Source organism: uncultured Hymenobacter sp., from assembly GCF_964242765.1.
Classification (GTDB): domain Bacteria; phylum Bacteroidota; class Bacteroidia; order Cytophagales; family Hymenobacteraceae; genus Hymenobacter.
This window is the reverse complement of sequence record NZ_CAXTBM010000013.1, coordinates 50,784-71,076: the sequence shown is the minus strand read 5'-3', so window position 1 is coordinate 71,076 and position 20,293 is coordinate 50,784. Positions and strand designations below refer to the sequence as shown.

Genomic DNA, 20,293 nt, shown 5'->3' with positions numbered 1-20,293 from the left:
CAAAGGTAGGTGTTCGAATTAGAGTTCTAATTCGAACACTTTAGGACCCCACGAAAATGCCCCCGAAAACAAGGTTTTTCGGGGGCATTTTTTGCCAGGTAATTCGAACACCCACTTAGCCACTGATTCCGCTGTCCTGGCTCACCTCTTTGTAGGTCTTATATTCCTTATCGAAATCGTGTAGCTTCTGAACGACTTGGAACTCCCGCGCCCAAGTATCCATCCGCTCGTTCTGCCGGCGCTGCTCCTCAACCAGCTGCCGCAGCAACAAGACCGACTCGTCCGAGCCGCTCCCCTCGCCTGCGACGGGCACCGGGCTGCTGCCGTCGCTGGTGGCGCCGCCGGCCGCGTAGCCGCGCAGGCGCTTGGCCTCCAGCCACTCTTCCACCTGTACCACCTTCGGGTCGGCCCGCATCCACTGCGGGATGACGTATTCGTTCTCATGCACAACGCCGGCGACCACGAAGCCCTCCTGATCGAGCAACTGCCCACCGCCGGAAACCGAAAACTGGCTGCTGTCAAGCAGGCTCTTCCCGCCAGTAGCCACTGTGCGCCCCCCTTCCCGGAAGCCCGCAATCTTGGCGGCCGACACGCCCGCACTCACCAAGGCCAGCGCGTTGGTGCCAATCGTGTAGGCGACGCCCAGCGGCACGGTAAAGGGCGGGGCACTGGCTGAAATTTTCGCCCCCGCCTCACTGTTGGCGGCAATCTGCTTTTGCAGGCCGATGCCGATTTCCGCAATGGCCAGGGCTTTCTGCGCCGCCAGAGTGGCTTTGTAGACCAGCGACTTTTTGCCGAACAACTCCCCGAGCATCGTTACTTCCTCACTACCGAGCACCTTTTTAGCGGCCGCCAGGCCCTGCTCGAATTTGAGCATACCCGCATCGAGCCCTTTCGTCTTTTCAATGTGCTCGGCCTGCCCTTTCAGGATTTCCGCGTTTTTCTTCTTGGCCTCGACCGATTCCGCCCCGTATTTCTGCTTGATAAACTCCAACTCGCGCGCGGCGGCTGTTTGCTTAACCAGGAACACCGCATCCTGAAACGCCTGCTCATCGAGCACCCCGTTGGCCAGGTCGAGCTCGAGCTTCGCCACGCGCTCAGCGGCCGAAGCTTCCTCCCCGGCAATCTTTTGGTCGAGGACCTGCTGCTTTTCCTTCAGATCCTCTTCGGCAAACTTGGCCGTCAGCTCGCGCAGCGCCAAGTCCCGCTCCTCCATGATGGCTTTTACCCGCTCAGTATAGTCAAGCTCCTGCCCGGTAAGCTGCTCGGCTTTTTGGGTGGCATCCTCAAACAGCTTCTGTCGCTGCAACTCCCGGCGCATCATCTCATCCGTGAGGGCCTGCCCATCGAGCCGGGCGTGCAGGGCCGACCGGCTCTGGAGCATGTCGCCTTCATCTTTCACCCACTGCTTCAAGTTGTTGAGCCGCTCCTGATCGGCTTTATTGCGCGCCGCCTGCCGCTGCCGCGCTGCCGCCTCCTCCGCCTTGGCTAATTTGGCGGCAGCCGCCTCCGCCTGGCTGCTGTCGCCCTCCTCCCCGTTACTGGCTGGCATCGCACTCATACCGCCTCCGGAACTGGTTTCTTCGGCTTTCACTTTCCGCACGATGCGCGTGTCCTTGGCCGCATTGTAGCCTTTGTAGAAATTCTCGGCCGCGCCCATTCCCGAGTTGTAGATCAATTCGCCGGTGCTGGCAAACGTCTCTTTTAGGCCCGCCTTAATCTTATCGACGTCGAGCGTGAAGATGCCCACCAGCAAGTCGCCCACCCCACCCAGCGTATCCCAGGCTGACTTGGCGATGTTCTTGAACGTCTCAACCAGGCCGCCGACGACGCCCCGGAACACCTCACTCTTGTTATAGAGGTTGACGAAGCCGTCGACCAGCGCGTTGGCCACGGCAACCGTGCTGCGCATGCCGGCCGTTAAGATGGTAAACAGGCCAATGAGCAGCTTGGCTGCCAGGCCCGTACCATCCCCCTTCGCGGCCACCAGGCCCAGTGACTCGGCTACGTCGTAGAGGTTGTCGTAGAGGCGGGTGCCTTCCTGCCACAAGTCCACGAAGATGTCGCGCACGGGCTCGGTTTTATCCCAAAGCCGGCCCAACCAGTCGGTAGCTTTGCTCAAGCCGTCCACTACGAAGCCGCCGATGGTTTCCTTGGTATCGGCAAATACCATCTTCAGGGTACCCAGCGGGCCGGCTGCTTTGCGCGCCGCCTCGGCCGAGCCGCCGAATTCTTTGTTGAGTTCGCCCAGAATAATGCGCTGCGCGCCGGCCGTGTCGCCAGTGGCCACCAGCTGCTCGATGACTTTCTTTTGCTCTTCGGTAAACGAGACGCCCACCCGGCTCAGGGCCGTAATGCCTTTAATCGGATCGTTCAGCGCCTTGCCCACCTGAATGCTGGCCCCCTTCAGATCGGCCGGGCCGTCGCCGGCCATCTTCTGGGCCAGGTCCTGAATGGCGGGCATCGCTTCCTGGAACACGCCATCCTTGATGGCCGTGAAGGTGAGTAGCAGCGAGGCCGAGGCCTTGGTATCATCGTCATCAAACAACGTGAGGCCCATGCGGGCCGTGGCCAGGTCCTCGATTTGCTGCTGCGTCACGCCGGCCGCATTGCCCGTCGACTTGAGCGTGGCTTCCAGCTGAGCACCGGCCTGGGCACTAGACTCGAAATCTTCCTTGGCTTCTTTCAGAAACCCGAACGCCTGGCCGGCTAGCTCCAGGGCGCCCCCGCCGGTGAACACGCCCAGGGCGCTGGCCATGGTGGTTTTAAAAAACGAGCCGCCTTCCGCAGCCTCCAACAAGCCCGGCTTGAGGCCTTTCAACTCTTTGTTGACGCCGTCGATGCGGTGCTCCAGGGCCTGATAATCGGCCAGCATCTTGGCCCGCGCCGGATCATCGGCCGCCAACTCATGGAGCTGCTTTTCCAGCAGACCCGCTGACTGCTTCATATCCTTGAGCGAGGCATTGACCTTCTGCCCATTGAGGATGACGTGCTCGTTGGCACGGGCCAAGTCCTCGGTTTCCTGCGCCAGCTTGCGCTCATCTTCGGCCAACTCCTCGGCCGTTTTCTGGTACGTGCGCATCTCGCTGCCGGCCGCCTTGAGGCGCTGCTCCAGCACCTGGTAGTCGCGCAGCAGCGCGGCCCGGCCGGGGTCCTCGGCCGACATTTCCTCCAGCTGCTTGCCGAGGATGCCGGCGGCGTCCTTCATTTCGCGCATCGAGGCCGACTGGCGCTTGCCACTCTCGACTGCCGCCTCTTGCTGAGCAGCAACGGCCGCGGTCTGTTCGGCTAGCTTCTGCTCTTCGGCTGCCAGTTCTTCCGCTGATTTTTTGACGGTGCGTAACTCGGTGCTGGTTTCCTTGATGCGGGCCGTGAGCCGGGCAAAATCATCCTGCAATTGAGCCCGGCGTGGATCGTCCTGGCTCATTTTCGCCAACTGGCTGTTCATGATGGCTGCGCCCGCGGCCATCTCCTTGATGCTGGCGTTGGCCTGCATCGAATCCACTATAATTTTGACTTTCCGCTCTTCGCTGTTCTCAGCCATTACTACTTAACTTAGAAGTTAATTCCTAGCGTCTCGGTGGGCATGGCGTCCGAAACGGTACTAATCAAAATGGTGCCGTGCAGCTCGCTCAGGAGTTCGGCCAGGCGCTTGGTTTGGTGCGCCATCTCCTTGCTGTACCATTTGCGGGCCTTGCGCTCATAGCGCTGCAACCGGCCGCGGCTTTTGCGAATGCGGTCGTAGCCGTCATCCTTTTGGCGAATGCCAGCGCCCATGCCCCGGCCCACGCCCATATCGATGAACTTGCCATACAGAGCGTAGGACAATTGCAACTGGAGCCGCCCATCGGCCGAGCCGATGACTTGCTTTTTAAAGCTGGCCATCAGCGCCCCCGTATCTTTAATGCGCAGCTTGCGCATGTTCTCCACGAAGTTCTCGACCGTGATGTCCAGCCACTTGGTGGCGAGTTCTAGTTCCTGGCTCATAAGCGAATCGGACGATACGTGAAGCGGGCCGATTCGAGGCGCGAGGCCGTACTCACGCTCAGCGACACACGCTCCCACAGGTATTTGCGTGGCCCGACCAGTTCCTTGCGGCCCGGATTGAGACTGAGTAAGTCCCCTACCCGGAAGGGCATGGTGCGCTCCTCGCTGCCGGCACGGGCCAGAAAGTCCAGCCAGGGCTTGTGGCACTTCAGGTAGAGGCCGTTCCCCCCGGCCCAGGCCAGGGCAAACGCGCTGTTCGCCTCGCGGCCGTTGGTGCAGAGCGGGTAGCCCTGGGGCTGCAGGCCCCGGTCGAAGAGCAGCCGCAGCCCGCAGCGCGAATCGTCGCCCAGCCCGTATGCCGGGCTCGCGCCCTTGGTAATGATGCTGGGCAGAAAGTAGCCCGTCTGCGGGTCGACCCGGCAATGCAGGGTACCCGCCTCGGCTTTGATGGCGGTTTTGCCGCCATCGAGCACGAGCTTGGCCCAACTGTTGTCGAAGGTTTTCAATTGCTCGTCCTCGGCTTCAAAGCTGAGTTCGAGCGTGTAGCCCTCATACACCACCGGCGTGGCGCGGGTGAACTGCCCCGCCTCACGCACCAGGTACTGCTCGTCCTGGGCTACGTCGCGCAGCCAGCTGATGCGTAGCTCCCGCCGGGCCAGGTCGAAGTCGTAGCCCCAGGCAAAAAGCTTTTGCAACTCCACCAGCAAAGGGCCTACTTTCAAGTCGGCCGGCACGTGGCGATTCAGTACGAGGCTTGGCAGGCGCACGCCGGCCGCATCCTCGGCCACCCGGTCGGAGTAGACCACCAACTGCGCGATGAGCGGGTCGGTCAGACAGGCGCCCGAAACCGAGTAGCCGACCGCGGCCAGCACCCGCCGCAGCAGCGGAATCAGCCGCAGCTGCGGCGCTACGGCCACGCCGGAGTAGCCGTTGCTGTACAAGTTCAGATAGGTGGAATAAGCTGCTTTCTTATCGGCGTAAAAAGCCGGGTTCTTGAGCATGCCCAGGGCGTAGTCGGCCGCGTCGTGGCGCAGCTCCAGCGGCACCGTGCCCAGGCTCATCTCGCCCAGCAGCAAGCCGTCGATGCGGCTGGCCAGGTCGGCGGCCGCGGCCACGAACTTATACTGCAGCACGCGCTTGTCGGGCTGAAACTCCTGATACACCAGGCTGCCCACCCGCCAGAGCAGGCCGTCCACGTAGAACTCCACCGGTTCGGCCGGCACGGGTTGCCCCTGCTGGGCCACCAGGTGCGGAAAGTTCAGATGGCGCAGGTTCTGAGCCGTCATCGGCAGCCCGAACGGATAGGTCGACACGCCCGGTACGGCATCGTAGCGGAAGTACGGGTTCTGAATTTCAATGCCAATGGTGCCGGGCAGCAGATCCAGCCAGCCGGCCGCGGTTTTCAGGGCCATCATGGGAGCAGTAGGTCTTGGCGCGTGAGCTGGATCGGCTCCGCGGGCAGGCGGGGCGTGTAGTTGCGCTCGCGGGGCAAGTAGAAGTCTAGCTCCAGGACTTGCACCCACTCTCCCTCCTTAAAGAGGCTGGTGGTTTTGGTTTTGAACACGCCCGGCAGCCAGCGGCCCTCGTTGAGCAGCAACGCCCGACGCGAGAGCAGCACGTCCTGCCAGCTGGCCATCCATTCCCGCGAGTTGCTGCGCACGCCGCTGGCCACCTTGAGCACGGGCCGCAGGGAGCGCTCGAGTACGAGCTGGTCGCCGCGCAGCACGTCGTAGCTGGGACCGGCCACCCGCTCCACTTCCTCGCCACTGACTTCCACGTCGAGTTGCCCTTCGCCCGTAGCGCACCAGGTATCCATGCCGCCGAGCGAGTTGGCGTAGAGAAAGTAGCGGCGCTGGGCCGTGGGCAGCCGGTTGAGCACGTAAGTGCGCACCTCGGAGAGGACGGCGTCGTTCTCGTCGCTCACCCACACCTGCCAGCTCACCACGTGCCGCGTGGCCTGGTCGGTGAGGGCCAGTTGGGTGAAACCCACCGGCACGCAGCACACCTCGTAGCGCAGCACGGCGGGAAAGAGCGGCCCTAAGGGCAGCAGTTGGGTGGTGCCGTCGTTGTAGCGCACCCGGCAGCGCACGGCAATGCTGGTCGAGGCGGAAACGTCGGACTGGTAGTAGAGAAACTCGGGCTGGTCGGCATACACTTCCTTGAGCGGCGGCTGCCAGGTCAGGAAGGGCTTGACGGCGGGCCGGTAGCGATCCAGGTACGTGGCCGTGGCCGCCTCGTAGGAACTGAGCCCGCCCAGCGTCACGTAGTGCTGGGTGAGCGTGGTGGCGGCGGCGCGCACCGGAGGCGTGCCGTAGACTTCGGCGTGCTCGAGGTAGAAGCGACGGAACAAGGGCGTGGCCCGGCTGATCAGGCGCTGCCCGACGGCTGGCACGTGGTACTCCAGGTAGGCGTCGAGCAATTCTTCCACTTGGAAGGTGGTGCGCCCCTGCCGGTCGGCGGGCTGCTCGAGGGTGGTGCCCACCCGCACAAAGTCGCCGCTCAGGTAGTCCGGCTCGAGGTACACGTCGCAGACGAACGTCAACGTCGGCTTGGTAGCCGGGTCGGCCCGGTAAGCATCGCCGGCATCGAGCGCCAGCAGAATGGGATTGCGCGAAAAGTAGAAGTTGTAGGCTTCAATGGTGACCTCCACGGTTACGGCCGCGCAGCCCACCCCGTCGGTCACGACGCAGTAGTAGGTGCCGGCCGCCAGATTTTCCCGCGTGCCGGTGGTGGCGCCGTCGTCCCAGTCGAAGGTGTAGGGGGCCACGCCCCCGCTTACCTGCAGCACGACGTTGGTGTCGGTTTTGCGCACGAGCACCTCGATGCGGGAGTTGGTTTGCACCTGGATGGTTTCGGTGGCCGAGGCGCCCGTGTCGGCCGTGACGGTCACCGTGTAGCGCCCCGCCACTAAGAGAGCCCGCGTGGACGAAGTGGGGCCATCGGCCCAGGCGTAGGTGTAGGTGGTGCCGCCGGTCGGCTGCAACTCGATACTGCCTGTCGCCTGCCCAAAGCAGCGCACAAAGTCGGTTGTATAGCTGACCGCAATGGGAAAAACAGGTTCTTCCTTCGAGAAGGAATACACCTGGTTCATCCGCGGGCTGGTCGGATCCTGGAAGTTCCAGACGGCCTCGTAGCGGGTAGCCTGAATCGTGATGACGCCGTTCCCCGTAAAACTATCGGCGGCGACGCCCAGGATGTATTTGCCAGTGACTCCGAGCGTATCAAGCCGGGCATAAATGGCATCGTGAAGACTGACTGCGTTGGCATAGCGCACGCCCGAGTTGTTGGCCGTGTTGTAGTTGTTCTGGCAGTAGTACTCCTCCGGACCGGAGGGAGACTGCGCGGCCGAGGCCACAAACCGATGGTATGCCCCGGCGAGCCAGATCGAGATTTCATCCGGCAGCGTGGGGTCCGGCGTGATGCTATGGATGATGAGTTTGGCGTACCGTTCTCCTGCCATGACTAGTTGAAAGCGTTAGGGTTGTAGGCCAGAGCCGCACTGGCCGGGGTGGTAAAATCGAAATCCAGGCGCGTGCCGTACCAGGTGCCGTCGCCGAGCGGGCCAATGGCTTCTGAGCGCAGACTAGCCGGCAACACGCGCACCTTCACCTGGCCGCTGAGTTGATGCTCCAGCCCGCCCATGATTTCTTCGGCCGTCTGCTCGGTCTCGTCCAGCGCTACCTCAATGGCGTCGTGGTCGTTGAGCTTGACCTGCACAAGCACCAGGAAGGCGGCGTGGCGCAGGCGCTGGCGGTTGTCGCCCGTGTTGTCGAGGTAATCGGTGACGCAGGACTCCGCCACCAGCACCTGCTGGCCAAGGCCAGGTTTAATGCCGCGGCCGATGATTTTGGTCACCAACTCGTGCATGTCGACTACGCGCATTTGCGGATCCTGGGAAACTACCAGCCGGACAAAGCGCGGAGCCGCGTCGGTATGCTGAATTTTCTTGTGGCGGGTGGCCAGCAGGCGCAGCAGGCCCACGTACTGAGAGTGACGAAGCATCATTTTTTCAAGGCTTTTTGGTAAGCGCGGGCTAAATCCTGCATTTCGGCCAGCACGGTGCGGGCGTGCTGGCGGGCGGTCTGTTCGAGAGGGCCAAAGGCGCCGCCACTGAGCTTGCGCAGCACCTGGCCCCAGTCGCCGCCCTCCTTCTTACCGGTGGTCTCTTCCTCGTGCACGGCGAATATTTCCGGGAACTCTTTCTCCAGCTGAGCGCGGCAACCGCGGTACCAGGTGGTGATGGCGAGTTTTTGATCGTCGGGCAGGGCAGCGAGTTTGGCGGCGAAGTACTCGGTGCGGTGCTCGTTGAAGGGTTCGCGCCGGTCGCCCTGCCAGCGCGCATCGCTCGGACCCAGGCCGGGCACGGGGGGCCGGTAGAGCGTGGCCACGAACAAGTCCAGGGCCGCGGCCGAGCGGTGCGTGGCCCAGGCCCGGAAGTAGGTATCGGCGAAGATGAACTCGCCGAAGAGCAGGTTTTTCAGGCTTGATTTAGGGCCGGCATACCGCTGGCTGCGCTGCAGACGTACTTCGGGCAGCAGCTGCGCCGTAAGGTGATGCTCCTCGCTACTGGTCCACTTGGTTAGGGCATAAAGCTGCGTGACCACGACGGCCGGCAGCGCGAGCAGTTGGGGGAGCGGGACGCCACTGAGCACACTCAGCAGCCGCAGGGGTTGGGGCAGCTGGTTCGCGGGACCGTAGAGCACGCGCAGTAAGTCCAGCAGCTGGGCGCGGGTTAGCTCGTTCCAGGTTGAGACAACCCGGTAGGGCGTCCGGCCGATTTGCAGTTTCTCCATGCCGCAAAACTGCCATGGGCTACCTCGGTGAAAAAGGACACAAAAAGGCCCCGACACGTGCACATGCCAGGGCCTTCCCGTGCTAGAACGCACCTTACAGCCGGTCAGATTTTGTATTGAGGACAAAGCTTGCGGCAAAACTGCCGCCGGCTACTTCGGCTGAAAAGGACAAAAAAGCCCCACCGCCGGATTGCGATGGGGCCACTAACGTATGGGGGAGCATAACAGGCCGATCTAGGCATCGTCTCTCGGCTTCAAGGCAGCCTACAATTAGGGGGGCCGATACGGCAAAACCCACCCTCACCTAACCTTCTGCTTGGCCCGCAGGCCGCTCCCCGCTGTCGGGGGTGGTTATACTGGGTTGACGAACCGGTGCTCTTTCAGGTCCGCAATAAAATTAGCCACGGAATTTGTACGCACAACGGCCCCGGTTTGAATTTTGCACCGCGCCGCCATGCCTTCCATAAAGTCCTCGATGCTGACGCTGGGTAGCCAGGCCTGCGCGTCGCGGCGCAGGGCCTCTACCAAGCCAAGGTCGGTGGTGGCCTCTATGTGGCCACCACCAAGTAGTTCGTATTTGGGCATGTTAGCGGTTTTGGAGGGCTGTACGGCGGCGGGTGTAGAAGGTGGCAATGTCGCGTTGGTTGAAGGTAGTAAATTCCGCTACGGGCAGGTTTGGGGCTACCAGGCGGGTCTTCGAGTAGTCGACCAGGTTGGCCAGGAATTTCACCCAAAAGCTTATTTTTTCGAAGTCCGTGCTGCCGCTGTGCTGGCGAAATTCGATGGTACCCTGGCGGAAGAAGCTCTGCATGTTCACCTTGTGGTAGCGGTCGTTGTTGTTGGCGGCGGTGCTTAGCTCCTGGGCCGTGGTGGCGGCTAGTATTTGGCGCTCGGCTTCGGCCATGGTGCGGCTACCCTGTAGGCTGCGGCAGTAGCTGTTGTTGGAGGCGCGGCGCTCGCGGGGCATTACCGAGTCGATGCTGCTTTCCAGGACCAGGTAGTTACGCACCAGGTTTTTCATGTTTTCTACGCTCAAATCCTGGGCGCCCAAGTGTACGTGCAGGCCGCAGCTCGAATTGACCTGGGCGCCGGTCACCTTCAGGGCGCGGCAGGCGCGGGCCAAATCCTCCAGGCCTTCGTAGCCGCGCAGTACCGGGCTTACCAGTTCGAAGGCGTTGGCGCCGTGTACGCTGGCGTCGCTTACTATTTTCCAGTGGGGGCGGGTGGTGTGGTTGTAGCTTTCGTCGTGGGCTTCCAGGCCCTGGGCGCGTAGCTCGGCTAGCAGTACGGCCTTGCTTACGCCGTAGGCTTCGATTTCTACGCCGAAGCTGCGCTCGAAGCGGCTGGGCGTGTAGGGCGCCAGGGCGGCAGCCGTAGCGGTGCGGGTCGGCGTGGCTTGGAGGGCGGTGGCGGCGCGGCCCGCTACCCAGGCGGCGTACACGTTCTGGGCGAAGCCGTAGCCTACTCCCAGCAGCGTAGCCACTTCGCGGCGACTCAGGCCCAGGCCGAAGAGTTGCTGCATTTTCCAGGTTTTGGTGGTTCCGGTCGAGGCGAGGATTTGGGCGGTAGTCATACTCGTAAGTCGTTGTGCTAGTGTCGTTTAGTATGACAAACAACGCATCACGTTTCGCCGCATCCAAGTGTATTAACTTGTTTTTGAGTGCGTTAGCGCAGATTCCAAGCACGGTGGAATTATCGACTGGCACGGTGCAATTGGGCACAAAAAAACCCTGGCCACAAGCCTGGGTGTTTCTGAGCTATGAAAAACAAACTTGTCAGTCTGGCCACCTATGCGTTCAGTGGTCCGATCAACAATTCAAAGGTATTGCTCGAGAATAGGGGCACGAAAAAAACCCGCCGAGTGGGCGGGCTTTCGAGGTAAGTGCTACTAAAATGACGTCTAATTATGCTCTAGCTGCTCTACCTTTTGCTCCAGGGCCGCGATAATTTGCAGCATCTGTTGCTCCAGGTTGGAAAGCGGCGTTAAAGGATAGAGGTCGTAAGCCGCCATGATTTCGTTGCCTTCGATGGCACCGACAAACACCAGCACTACTTTGGGCGCCCGTGGCGGCTTTTCTTCGTGCTTCTCTTCCTCCTCGTCGTCATCACCAAGCCGGCTGCGTTGCAGGTACGACTCGGCCTCAGCCGGCATGGGCTTGGTAAAGCCAATAGGATTCGGTTTCTTAGCCATAGTCAGCAGCAAGCAGGGGAAATCGCTGCTAATAGATAGAATACCGTTACCGGCACCCAAGTATACGGGTCACACTCCCGCTCTACTCCCCTGCCGTTTTCTGACGGCCAGGGTGCCGGTAATGTGGTATTCTAATCTATTAGCGAGGCGAAGGTAGTAAAGCAAGACGCCCCGGCTAGCAGGCCAGGGCGTAATTATTTAGAGCAGCCAGCGGCCGCGAAGCAGCCGATTCAGCCCCAAGAGGATTGCCACTACTAGCAGCACCCACCAGGGAAACGTCTTTTTTGTAGTCGCCACCACGTTGGCGCCGTCGCCGGCCGCGACCGGCCCTTTCGCCTTGCCTACCACCGTCGATTTGGCAGCCTCCCCTGCCGCGGCGCTACTCTTCTTGGCCGTGCTCACGGCAGTAGAACCCGAACCGTTGGCCACGGTGCTGTGCTTGACCTTCACCACCTGCGGCGCGTGGCCCGCACGCGCCAGGTTCCGGGCTTGCGCCCGCTGCCACTGCCGCACCTGGCGAGGAGTACTGCCAGCCGGCGGCGGCACCAGATACGCCGGCAGATGGGCCAGTGAGTCGGGGCGCAGCGAGCCTTGGTGCACCGCGAGTTGCGGCAAGTCGGCCGGCAGCGGACGCGTGGTCGCGCAACTGCTCAGCACAAACAGGAAATAGGCCCAGAACGATAGCCACAAGGCTAAGCGGGTTACTTCTTTGACGTTGTCAGTCATGATTTCTACTTCAAGAAAAACAAGTCCGCTTCCTCCTTGCGCCGAGTCACCAGGCCCGCGGCTACTTGCTTTTCACCGGGCTCATCAATGAGGCCGTCCTTATCGTCATCGCGCCGGTTGCGGGTGCCATCCATCTTGTTCCACAAGCTCCAGGCCCCGCGAATGGCAGCCTCGCCCGCACGGGCGCTAATGAGGCGCGCCACACTCGATTTCTCAAAGCCTGCCTCGCCGATGTTGTAGCATAAGCACACGCAAGCGTCGAACTGATTCTGCGTCAGCTTGGCGCCCTCCGTGCCCCGCAGCACGGCCTTCTCGTAGCGCAGCACGTCGCGGCAGAGCAGCGCCGACGCTTCGGCCTCAGTAAGCACGGCCTGCTTCAGATGGGGCTCGTTGGCCGCAATGACGTGGCCATAGCCGATGGTCAGGATGTGGGCCGGGCAGTAGTACGCCTTGGCCATGAACAACTCTTTTTTCTTGATCAGGGCAAGGCCCCTCGCTCCGGTTTTCATTAAACTACTCCTTCTTCTTGGGGGTGAGAAACATCGATTTTGCCGGCGCAGCCGGACACATACTCTTCTTCCTGGGGTTCGGCTACCGGCTCCGCGGGCTTGATGCCGCGCAGGGCGGCTTCCGGATCCTCGCTGAAGAGGGCGAGTCGTTTCAGTAGCACTTTCGGCACGAACTCAGGGGCGATGGTGGCTAGGTTCTCGAGCACGCTCAGCGTCTCGCGGGCCATCATGGCGCAGTAAACGAAAGTGTCGAACCACTGAAAAAAGACGTTCACCTCGCCCTTGATAGTGAAGCTGGTCATCACGTGGGCCAGAATCAGCAGCGAGAGGTAGACGAGCAGCTTGACAAAGAAGCGGCTGAAGGCGCGGCTGCTCACCTGCCGCTTCTGCCAGCCGCGGAGCACGCCCGTCACCGTGTCCACCACCACGAGCGTGAGCAGAAAGCCCAGAAACTGCCAATCGTCGAAGAGGTAGGTGCGCACCAGCAACACCCAGGGTGAAAGGCTCAGGCCGGTGGCCAGGGCCTCCTGCATGCGCGGGTTTATTACCAGAAGCACGAGAGATTGAAACAAAGAGCGCATCAGAAAAAGCGGTACACGCGGCTTTCCGCGGTGTTGAGAGGAACTACCGGCGTGCTCGGCGCCCGGTAAGGCCCGGTGGTGAAGTAGGTGGCGTAGCGCGTCGCGGAGGCCGTGCGGTTGAGGAAGGCGCGCATCTTCTCCAGCCGGATGTCGGCGGCGCGCTGCGACTCGAAAGCGCGGTCCTGGAGCAGCCGGTCGAGCCCCGCATCCGCTTCCTTGGAATTGTCGGTATCCACGCGGCTGATTAGCAGCTCGATACCGTCGCCCGTTAGCCGCAAGCCCAGTTCGGGGATGGCGCGGGCCAGCGTGGAGTTAGCCAGCGCCGGGCGAAGGAAGTGCTCAAGCAATTCCTCGTTCTCGGCCGACACGGTGCGGGTGCGCACCTGCTCGCGCAACTCACTTAAAAAGTCATAGCCCAGCTGGGGCTCCAGAACAAATAATTCCTGGGTGCTGATCAGCGGCTTCAGCGCCTGAAACAGGGGCCAGGAGTTGCCGATATTCTCGAACCGGCTGAATTCGTCGGCCGCGGTGAGCAGCTGCCGGCGGTGGTTCTGGCCCGGCCCAGCGGCCCAGGCGAGTAGCTCGGGCGAGGAAGTGCGGTTGTTTTCCAGCCACTGCTCTAGCAGTACCATATCCTGGTAACCCTTGCGGCTGAGCGTCTTCTGCACGCTGCTGATTTGCCACTGGAACGCCGTTTTATGCGTCTGGGTGGACATGATCTGAATACCCGTGTTGCTGATGGTGACCTGCAACTCGTCCAGGGAACCCGCCAAACTCAGGCGCGCCAGCGGCGCCTGCACCAGGCGCAGCAACTGGCCGGCCGGCGTTTCGTCGTCGGGCGTGGTGCCCGCCTCGTACTGGGCATCCAGCCAGTGCAGAAGCGGCGCCCCGAGCAGCGGCAGCACCAAACTCTGCCGCAGGCGCTCTTCTTCGCGCCGCACCGGCTCGAGCACGTCGTCGGCCGTGTTATCGAGCGTTACGTAGCGGCGCAGTTCGTTACTCGTCTTTAGCAGGGTCAGCATTGCCTACGGTGGTTTTAACGGGTGCCGACGCATCGAGCGTTTGCACCAGCGGGTTGAGAAAGCGGAATTCGAGGTCGGCGGGCCAGCCGTTGTAGTCGCGCACCAGGTAGAGCGGCTCCAGTACCAGGTCCTGGTAGAAGCGGTGGGTGCTGATGAAATTGTTGAAGGCCACGCGCTTGTCGGAGCCACTGCCGGCGCCCATCCCCTTGCCGGGGCTGATGCCCATCAGGGTCGGATCCACGGCCAGGGCCGTGTAGATGTGCGAGCTGGCCTCCTGCGAGTCCTCGATGTGCAGGCCCGACTTGATTTTGTCGTCGATAGCCGTGACTTTGAAAGCCGAAATCTGCTCCCCAGTGCGCGGGTCGGTGATGGTGAGTGACAAGATGGACTTGCCGGTACCGGCCGTGCCGCTCATCGTTGCCTCGAAGTCGGCCAATTCGTCGCTGATGATCTGCTTGCGAACTTCAGTGGGCTTGGTATCCCAATCAGGATATTTCCACTTCCAATAGCCCTCGTGGGTTTCAATCAGATATTTGATGCTCATCTGATTTTTGAACAAGGCCGCCTTGAACTCGGGAATGGCCTGCGCCACTTCCAGCCAGCCGGAGCGGCGGATGCTGTTCCAGCTCGCGAGCTGATAAAGGGCCTTACCGGGCGAGGGCAGCGCCAGCGGGTAGATGTACTTGAAGCCCCGCGTATCGGCGCGCAGGGCCTCCACCGGCTCGTAATAAGGGTCGAGCACCGGCACGCTGGTCGTGAAGGCGTCGCCGGGCTTGGCGTTGGGCCAGTTCGCGGAAATGTGGGTCCACGCGGGCGTGGCCATGCCGGCTTTGACGACCGAGTAGCGGCAGAAAGCCGTGTCCTGGGTGGTGAGCGAGGTGATTTTCTGCCGGTTGAGGGAGAGAATAATCTCCGGGTAGCTCTGAATAAACCAGAACAGGTTCTGCAAACTCTCGAAGGCGTAGCGCTTGATGTTGCTACGCCGGAAAAATGCTTCTACCTCCGGGAGGCGCTCGCGCTCGAACTGCTCATTGCCGTCCTTATCGTAGCCCGTGACGCGGCCGTACACCACCCCCCCACCGTACACGGCGCGGGTTTTCCAGTCCAGCACGGACGGGATGATGGTGCTCTTTTCGGCCTGGGCAATGACCTGCTGCGGAAAGTCGTTGCCGTCGCCCCACAAGGCCACCTCGCCACTGATGCCCTGCTCGACCGGCGAAGTGGGTTCCGCCCCGTCCTGCGTGGCCGCGCTGGCCGCGGCCAGTGCCCCGCCCAGGTTCACCATGCCGTGAAGGCCGGTCAGGTAGGCGACGTTGCCGGCGGTGCTGAATAAAATCTTCTTCATGCTAGATGATGACTTTGCGGCCCTGCACGGCCACGAGGAGGTAGATGTGAACCTTGATGAGCTTGCCGGTCGTGGTGTCCACCAGGTTGCGGGTGGCATTGGCGAAGTGGGCGGGCGAACGGGTCAGCCGGGCGGGCGTTTTCGTACCGGTCGGCAGCGGCGCCCGCTTTTCCTCGGCTTGGCGCTGGCCCGAGCCCAGGCGCGCCGCCTTCAGCTCGCGGAACTCGCCGCCGGTTTTGCGGCGCCGGTCGCACGTGACGAAGCGCACCGCGACCGGGGCCTCGCCTTCCAGCAGGGCCAGCGCGTCTTTTAAGCGAATGGGGGCGGGTGTTTCCATGCGGCAAAACTGCCACCCCATACGGCCCGCAAAAAGGACAGAAAACCGCCCTCAGTGGCTCTAAACCGCATAAAAAGCCAATCTCACTGCCTATTGCCTTCCCGCGCTGCCCAGGCCGATTTCGGGCCGCTTGGGCGTTTCGCAGTCTCACGAGTCTAGCGCGGTGCCCCGGCTTGCACTAACGCCTGCCGGCAGCTGCCGCGGGCTGCCTCGGTGATATCTGCGGGGGCCGGGGCGCCGCGATTACTGTGACATTCCTGTGACACAGGACAACCAAAAGCCCCAACGCGCACTGCATTGGGGCTTTTGGTTGTCACTGCAATGTCACTACGATGTCACTATACCACGATCAGGCCACTGAAGTCAGGCTGGGTCATCACGACGTCGGTGCCAACGTAGAGGAAGTGCAGGTCCACAGTATCCGTGAAGTGGGTGGCGTGCTCCTGCGGGAAGCTCTCATTCCGCTCACTTTTCTTGATCTTACTGATGTTGCCCTTGGGGTCCTGTCCTACGGGCGCCAGCAGCATGGCTTGCACCACGTCCTTGGTGTTGACCTTGTTGAAGCGTACTCGCCACTGCCGCGGGTCCTTCTCGGCCAGCACTTCCTGCCCTACTACATAGCGCGTGGGGTGCCCAGGTACGCGCCCCAGGTTGGCCCTGGTGACGCGCCATTTCCGGCTCTGGAGTACCTTGATGAAGGTCTCGTTCAGGGTCCAGGGGCTGTTGGGGTTGCGGTTGTTGCCCCACTCGGCATCCTCGAGGAAGATCAGTTCCTTGCGCAGATGGTGCTGGTAGTAGTCACAGAAGGCGTTGGCCAGGTCACTTACCAGCTTGGGGTGCTTGACGTACATCCCCTTCAGCACACGGTATTCGCGCACGTCGGCATGCTTTTGGCCCAGCGTAAGCACCGATATCTTGCCACCCCAGTCCACGGCCCCTACGATGGGTAAGTGGCTGCGGCAGTCGCTATCCATGCGGCTATCCGGTTGGCTGAGCTTCTTGAGGTTATACTCCAGCCCCAGAATGTAATCGTCATTATCGGCCTCCACCACGTGGCGGGCCTGGTTGAGTTGCGGGTAAAACCCGCCCTCGACCGTAGTGGGCCGCCGGTTCATGATTTCAATCAGGAACGTGAAGTCGGTCATGAACCGGCGCTGGTCGAGCAGGTACTGCAGGCCCAGGTTCTGGATGTTATCGAAGGCGTTGGCCTCGGAATAAAAAGAGCCTTTGTTGGCCGCGCTGGGATAATAGCGGATGTCCATCATCAGCTGCACCACTTGCTCCCGCCAGATGTGCAGGCGCTCCTCGTCGGTTTCGGCGTCGATGAAGCGCACTTGGGCCGCAATCAGCTCGTTTTGCCGTTCGGTAAGATCAATCCCGTCGTTCTCGTAGTATTTGCTCTTCTCCAGCAGCCAGCGGCCCTGGTCGCCCCAGGGCATCGAGCTGAAGAGGAAAACGCCGTGGTGCTTGGGGTTTTTACCGAAATACTGCCCGTTGCCGCGGTTGGTGGCCGACAAGTCGGCATCGAGCTTGTCCTTGTTGAAGAGCAAGGCCTCGTCGCCGATAAAGCCGTCCACGTTCAGACCCCGCGAGGCACTGCCACCCGCATCAAGCGAGACCAGGTGAAACCCGGTGCCGTTCTTGAAGATGATGAAGTGGTCGTAGCTCAGCGGCCCCTGGATAGGTCGCTCGAACAGTTTCGACGGCGGTGGGCGGCGGCCCACGTAGAAGTCGCGGTCCAACTTGTAGCCCAGCGCCTCCAGGCCCGCAATCGTCGAGGGCAAGGTGCGCGTGAGCACTTGCTTGTAGGTCGAGCCGACAATAACCCAGCAGCTGCGGGGCATGGTCTTCACGATTTCGTGCATGTCCCAGGCAATGACCGTGGACTTGCCGGTACCGCGGCCCCAGACGCTGGTTCCCTCCTTCTTGCCCTTGGCCGTGATGTAGCGCAGCTGCGGCTGGTTGAACTTAAGCTTTACCTGATCAACTATTACCACCGTCTGCGCCCTCCTCGCGCCGCTCGAGCAGCATGGCCTGCATCTGGTCGCCGCCGAACACGCTCTGCTGCACCGCTTCCTGAATCAATTCGTAATCGGCGTCCTGCACGTCGTTGAGGTTGCTCAAATCGATGGTGCGCGGCTTATTGGCGCCCACCTGCAGGTTGATGACGTAGGAAGTGTTGCCGGAGCCGGCAGCGGCCTCTTCCTGGCCCGCATCGGCCCGCATGAGGCCGGCGATGTTGGCTTCGAACTTCATTGCCGCCAGGGCCTTGCCCAGGTCGGGTGGGCGCTGGGTGAGGGCCAGTTGCAGAATCTTGCGGGCAAACTCCAGCAGGATGGCTTTGCGGCCTTCCTTGCGCACTTTCTTTAAGTCGCCCATCAGGTTCTGGGCGTCGGCCAGACGCCGGTAGCACGTGGCCCGGCTGATACCGAACTGCTTGGCTAGTAGCGGCCAGGCCTGGTCGAAGGTGTGGTAGTTGCTTAGCAGCGCGTACGCCGACTCGATCTGCTGATTGACCAACTGGTCGGCCGCCGACAACGACTTGAGACCCGGCCCCTCGCCGTTGGCCTCGGCGATGCTGGCGGCGTAGATGCGCTCGACGGCCGTGGACTTGTGCAGCACCACGTCCGAGGCACCCGGCAGACTTTTAGGCAGTAGCTGCGGCGTTGACATACTCGTCTAGTTGCGCGTCGGTGAGTTCCTCGCCGTTGCGGGTGATAGTGAAGCGGCGCTGATTGTCGCGCATGAACTTGATGTAGCGCCGCACATCCACGTCCACGTAACCCGGGTCGAGTTCCACCACGTGGGCTTCCCGGTCCAGCTTCTCGCAGGCGATGAGCACGGAGCCCGAGCCGCTGAAGCCATCGAACACCACGTCGCCGGGCTTACTGGAGCACTCGAGTTGGTACTCCAGAATAGGCAGCGGCTTCATCGTGGGGTGCTCGGCATTGCGCTGGGGGCGGTCGAACTGAAGCACCGTGGTTTGCGTGCGGTCGGAATACCACTTGTGCGCGGCGCCTTCCTTCCAGCCGTAGAGGATGGGCTCGTGCTGCCAGTGGAAGTCCTGGCGGCCCATTACGAACTGCTGCTTCACCCACACCAAACACTGGGAAAGTTTAAGGCCAGCCTCCTGAAGTGCTACGCGAAAATTGGCACCCTCACTATCGGCGTGAAACACGTAGATAGGCGCACCCGGCTTCATGAAGGTGAAGCAGTTGGTGTAATAATCGTAGAGGAACGCCCGGAACGAGGCATCGTCCATGCTGTCGTTCTCGATCTTGAGCGCATCCTTGGTTTTGCCCTGGTAGTTGACATTATAGGGTGGGTCGGTGTTGACCAAGTCAATCAGCTTGCCGGCCAGGGCCTTGGCCACCACGTCCGAATCGGTGGACGAGCCGCACACCAGCACGTGCTGCAGGCCGCGGGCATCACTGCTTAATTCGTACACGTCGCCCAGCACGGAGATGGGCGTAGCCGGCGGCGCCGGGTCGAACTCTTCTTCTTCCGCCGGCTGTAGTGGCAGGGCCGATAATTCGGCCAGCGTGTCGAGCATGGGCGCATCCAGGATGCTGTTCAGGTCGAGGTGGCTGAAGTTGTCGAGCAGGCTCTGGTAGTCCCAGCTGCCGGCCCCGACGTTGGAGGTGACGTTGTATTCGTCTAACTCGTCCTTGGTTAGCTGCCGGTTGGGTATCCGCACATGGATCATCTCCTCGCCGCGGCCCAGGTCGAGCAGTACACTCAAACGCTGGTGGCCGGCCAGCACCACGTTGTCGCGGTTGATAGCCGGAATCTCCGCCAGATTGAATTTTTCAATACTACGCCGGAGGCGGGCTCGCCCTTCCTCGGTAAGCGTGCGTGGATTATAATCAAGGGGCACTAGGTCGCGCACCCGGCGCTTTACAGTGTCCCATTCTAGGGGTAACAATTCTTCAGACACGAGTCGTAGCGGATAATTTGTGGCGGATCAAGATGATATCGGCGTCGAGAGCTGGCAGCTCCGCGGCGCGTTCCGGGCGCTTGCGCACCTTGGCGCGCAGGCTGATTAGGTTGTCGAGCCGCCGACGTAGCTCACCGGTATCCGTCACGTCCGCCGTGGCTACGACGCCGGGCAAGCGTCCCTGGCTGAGCACGTGCGCCTCGGCCGCGAGCAGCTGCCCCACCTGGCCGGTCAGCTCGCAGATGCGCAGGGCCATCTTGCGGCGGTCGGTGCGGCTTAGGCGTGGGGCCGTGAGTTGGGCATGGAGTTGACTGCGCTCGTCCCGCAGTTGCCGCAACTGGTCGCGCAAGGGGGCCAGCAACGGGGAATCGGTGTGGGTTGGTGGGGGTTCCGATGGCGCTAACGGGGCCACTGGTGCCATTTTAGGCGGCGGTGCCGCCGGCAGCGTGGGGCCTTGCTCTAGCCCCGAGGCCAGGACGCGTAGCTCGCGCACGAGCACCTGCCGGCTGTAGCTGGTTTCACCCAGGGCGAATAACTGCCCGTACACGGCACTGCCCCCTACCTGCGCATAGAGCGCCGCGCCGGCCGCGAAGGAAGTGGGCGCGGCTAGCCAGGCGTGCAGGGCGGCCCTCATTGGGACAGGCGCAGTTGATCCTCGGTGGTGGTGAAGGGCAGGCCGGTGGCGAGGCTCTTCACGTTCACTTTTTTGGAAAAGGGGTCGAAGGAAATAATGCGGACCTTGCGGCCATCCAGCAGTTCCACGACGGCAGTTTTTTGGGGCACGAGTAATCTTTTCATAGCCCAAAGCTGCCGCGGCCTGCCTCGGTGAAAAAGGACGAAAAAAAGGCCCGAACCTGCCGGTCCG

At 61.8% G+C, this 20,293-nt stretch carries 20 protein-coding genes; all 20 read right to left on the bottom strand.

Annotation, left to right across the window (positions count from 1 at the left end):
* Positions 1–115 precede the first annotated feature (115 nt).
* The gene (locus ACFE7X_RS07740; protein ID WP_375435103.1) at positions 116–3,544 is read right to left on the bottom strand and encodes a hypothetical protein; all 3,429 of its coding nucleotides are present in this window, start codon (positions 3,542–3,544) and stop codon (positions 116–118) included.
* 11 nt (positions 3,545–3,555) lie between these two features.
* The gene (locus ACFE7X_RS07735) at positions 3,556–3,987 is read right to left on the bottom strand and encodes a hypothetical protein (RefSeq protein WP_375435102.1); all 432 of its coding nucleotides are present in this window, start codon (positions 3,985–3,987) and stop codon (positions 3,556–3,558) included.
* The gene (locus tag ACFE7X_RS07730) at positions 3,984–5,402 is read right to left on the bottom strand and encodes a hypothetical protein (RefSeq protein WP_375435101.1); all 1,419 of its coding nucleotides are present in this window, start codon (positions 5,400–5,402) and stop codon (positions 3,984–3,986) included. Before ACFE7X_RS07730 ends, ACFE7X_RS07735 begins: the two co-directional genes overlap by 4 nt.
* Positions 5,399–7,447: a hypothetical protein gene (locus ACFE7X_RS07725; protein WP_375435100.1), complete on the bottom strand. Its 2,049-nt coding sequence runs from the start codon at positions 7,445–7,447 to the stop codon at positions 5,399–5,401. The genes ACFE7X_RS07730 and ACFE7X_RS07725 overlap by 4 nt, the downstream gene beginning before the upstream one ends.
* Before the next feature lie 2 nt (positions 7,448–7,449).
* A complete protein-coding gene (locus ACFE7X_RS07720) occupies positions 7,450–7,992 on the bottom strand; it encodes a hypothetical protein (protein ID WP_375435099.1) in 543 nt (180 codons plus the stop codon).
* A complete protein-coding gene (locus tag ACFE7X_RS07715; RefSeq protein ID WP_375435098.1) occupies positions 7,989–8,780 on the bottom strand; it encodes a hypothetical protein in 792 nt (263 codons plus the stop codon). Before ACFE7X_RS07715 ends, ACFE7X_RS07720 begins: the two co-directional genes overlap by 4 nt.
* 351 nt (positions 8,781–9,131) lie before the next feature.
* Entirely contained in the window at positions 9,132–9,365 is a 234-nt protein-coding gene (locus ACFE7X_RS07710; RefSeq protein ID WP_375435097.1) for a hypothetical protein, read from the bottom strand.
* A gap of 1 nt (position 9,366) precedes the next feature.
* On the bottom strand, positions 9,367–10,353 hold the full coding sequence (locus ACFE7X_RS07705; RefSeq protein WP_375435096.1) for an amidoligase family protein: 987 nt from the start codon (positions 10,351–10,353) through the stop codon (positions 9,367–9,369).
* Positions 10,354–10,680: 327 nt separating this feature from the next.
* Positions 10,681–10,971, bottom strand: a complete 291-nt coding sequence (locus tag ACFE7X_RS07700; protein ID WP_375435095.1) for a hypothetical protein — start codon at positions 10,969–10,971, stop codon at positions 10,681–10,683.
* A 198-nt stretch (positions 10,972–11,169) separates the two neighbouring features.
* Positions 11,170–11,697 (bottom strand): hypothetical protein, encoded by a 528-nt coding sequence (locus ACFE7X_RS07695; RefSeq protein ID WP_375435094.1) that lies wholly within the window; start codon positions 11,695–11,697, stop codon positions 11,170–11,172.
* Positions 11,698–11,702: 5 nt separating this feature from the next.
* Positions 11,703–12,206 (bottom strand): lysozyme, encoded by a 504-nt coding sequence (locus tag ACFE7X_RS07690; protein WP_375435093.1) that lies wholly within the window; start codon positions 12,204–12,206, stop codon positions 11,703–11,705.
* Positions 12,206–12,763 (bottom strand): bacteriophage holin, encoded by a 558-nt coding sequence (locus tag ACFE7X_RS07685; RefSeq protein WP_375435092.1) that lies wholly within the window; start codon positions 12,761–12,763, stop codon positions 12,206–12,208. Before ACFE7X_RS07685 ends, ACFE7X_RS07690 begins: the two co-directional genes overlap by 1 nt.
* Positions 12,764–12,786: 23 nt before the next feature.
* Positions 12,787–13,809, bottom strand: a complete 1,023-nt coding sequence (locus ACFE7X_RS07680; RefSeq protein ID WP_375435091.1) for a DUF6712 family protein — start codon at positions 13,807–13,809, stop codon at positions 12,787–12,789.
* The gene (locus ACFE7X_RS07675) at positions 13,784–15,154 is read right to left on the bottom strand and encodes a hypothetical protein (protein WP_375435090.1); all 1,371 of its coding nucleotides are present in this window, start codon (positions 15,152–15,154) and stop codon (positions 13,784–13,786) included. The genes ACFE7X_RS07680 and ACFE7X_RS07675 overlap by 26 nt, the downstream gene beginning before the upstream one ends.
* Before the next feature lies 1 nt (position 15,155).
* Positions 15,156–15,491 (bottom strand): hypothetical protein, encoded by a 336-nt coding sequence (locus ACFE7X_RS07670; RefSeq protein WP_375435089.1) that lies wholly within the window; start codon positions 15,489–15,491, stop codon positions 15,156–15,158.
* A 338-nt stretch (positions 15,492–15,829) separates the two neighbouring features.
* Positions 15,830–17,488: a hypothetical protein gene (locus ACFE7X_RS07665; protein ID WP_375435088.1), complete on the bottom strand. Its 1,659-nt coding sequence runs from the start codon at positions 17,486–17,488 to the stop codon at positions 15,830–15,832.
* On the bottom strand, positions 17,475–18,164 hold the full coding sequence (locus tag ACFE7X_RS07660; RefSeq protein WP_375435087.1) for a hypothetical protein: 690 nt from the start codon (positions 18,162–18,164) through the stop codon (positions 17,475–17,477). Before ACFE7X_RS07660 ends, ACFE7X_RS07665 begins: the two co-directional genes overlap by 14 nt.
* Complete coding sequence (locus ACFE7X_RS07655; protein ID WP_375435086.1) at positions 18,139–19,428, bottom strand: DNA modification methylase; 1,290 nt, start codon at positions 19,426–19,428, stop codon at positions 18,139–18,141. The genes ACFE7X_RS07660 and ACFE7X_RS07655 overlap by 26 nt, the downstream gene beginning before the upstream one ends.
* Positions 19,421–20,062 carry a hypothetical protein gene (locus ACFE7X_RS07650; protein WP_375435085.1) on the bottom strand — a complete coding sequence of 214 codons (642 nt, stop codon included), beginning with the start codon at positions 20,060–20,062 and terminating at the stop codon, positions 19,421–19,423. The genes ACFE7X_RS07655 and ACFE7X_RS07650 overlap by 8 nt, the downstream gene beginning before the upstream one ends.
* Positions 20,059–20,226, bottom strand: coding sequence for a hypothetical protein (locus ACFE7X_RS07645; RefSeq protein ID WP_375435084.1), 168 nt, complete (start codon positions 20,224–20,226; stop codon positions 20,059–20,061). Before ACFE7X_RS07645 ends, ACFE7X_RS07650 begins: the two co-directional genes overlap by 4 nt.
* Between the last annotated feature and the right edge of the window lie 67 nt (positions 20,227–20,293).

Excerpts from the sequence above, each read along its gene's own strand:
- ACFE7X_RS07740 (WP_375435103.1), bottom strand. The coding sequence starts at position 3,544 with ATGGCTGAGAACAGCGAAGAGCGGAAAGTCAAAATTATAGTGGATTCG.
- ACFE7X_RS07735 (WP_375435102.1), bottom strand. The coding sequence starts at position 3,987 with ATGAGCCAGGAACTAGAACTCGCCACCAAGTGGCTGGACATCACGGTC.
- ACFE7X_RS07730 (WP_375435101.1), bottom strand. The coding sequence starts at position 5,402 with ATGATGGCCCTGAAAACCGCGGCCGGCTGGCTGGATCTGCTGCCCGGC.
- ACFE7X_RS07725 (WP_375435100.1), bottom strand. The coding sequence starts at position 7,447 with ATGGCAGGAGAACGGTACGCCAAACTCATCATCCATAGCATCACGCCG.
- ACFE7X_RS07720 (WP_375435099.1), bottom strand. The coding sequence starts at position 7,992 with ATGATGCTTCGTCACTCTCAGTACGTGGGCCTGCTGCGCCTGCTGGCC.
- ACFE7X_RS07715 (WP_375435098.1), bottom strand. The coding sequence starts at position 8,780 with ATGGAGAAACTGCAAATCGGCCGGACGCCCTACCGGGTTGTCTCAACC.
- ACFE7X_RS07710 (WP_375435097.1), bottom strand. The coding sequence starts at position 9,365 with ATGCCCAAATACGAACTACTTGGTGGTGGCCACATAGAGGCCACCACC.
- ACFE7X_RS07705 (WP_375435096.1), bottom strand. The coding sequence starts at position 10,353 with ATGACTACCGCCCAAATCCTCGCCTCGACCGGAACCACCAAAACCTGG.
- ACFE7X_RS07700 (WP_375435095.1), bottom strand. The coding sequence starts at position 10,971 with ATGGCTAAGAAACCGAATCCTATTGGCTTTACCAAGCCCATGCCGGCT.
- ACFE7X_RS07695 (WP_375435094.1), bottom strand. The coding sequence starts at position 11,697 with ATGACTGACAACGTCAAAGAAGTAACCCGCTTAGCCTTGTGGCTATCG.
- ACFE7X_RS07690 (WP_375435093.1), bottom strand. The coding sequence starts at position 12,206 with ATGAAAACCGGAGCGAGGGGCCTTGCCCTGATCAAGAAAAAAGAGTTG.
- ACFE7X_RS07680 (WP_375435091.1), bottom strand. The coding sequence starts at position 13,809 with ATGCTGACCCTGCTAAAGACGAGTAACGAACTGCGCCGCTACGTAACG.
- ACFE7X_RS07675 (WP_375435090.1), bottom strand. The coding sequence starts at position 15,154 with ATGAAGAAGATTTTATTCAGCACCGCCGGCAACGTCGCCTACCTGACC.
- ACFE7X_RS07670 (WP_375435089.1), bottom strand. The coding sequence starts at position 15,491 with ATGGAAACACCCGCCCCCATTCGCTTAAAAGACGCGCTGGCCCTGCTG.
- ACFE7X_RS07660 (WP_375435087.1), bottom strand. The coding sequence starts at position 18,164 with ATGTCAACGCCGCAGCTACTGCCTAAAAGTCTGCCGGGTGCCTCGGAC.
- ACFE7X_RS07650 (WP_375435085.1), bottom strand. The coding sequence starts at position 20,062 with ATGAGGGCCGCCCTGCACGCCTGGCTAGCCGCGCCCACTTCCTTCGCG.
- ACFE7X_RS07645 (WP_375435084.1), bottom strand. The coding sequence starts at position 20,226 with ATGAAAAGATTACTCGTGCCCCAAAAAACTGCCGTCGTGGAACTGCTG.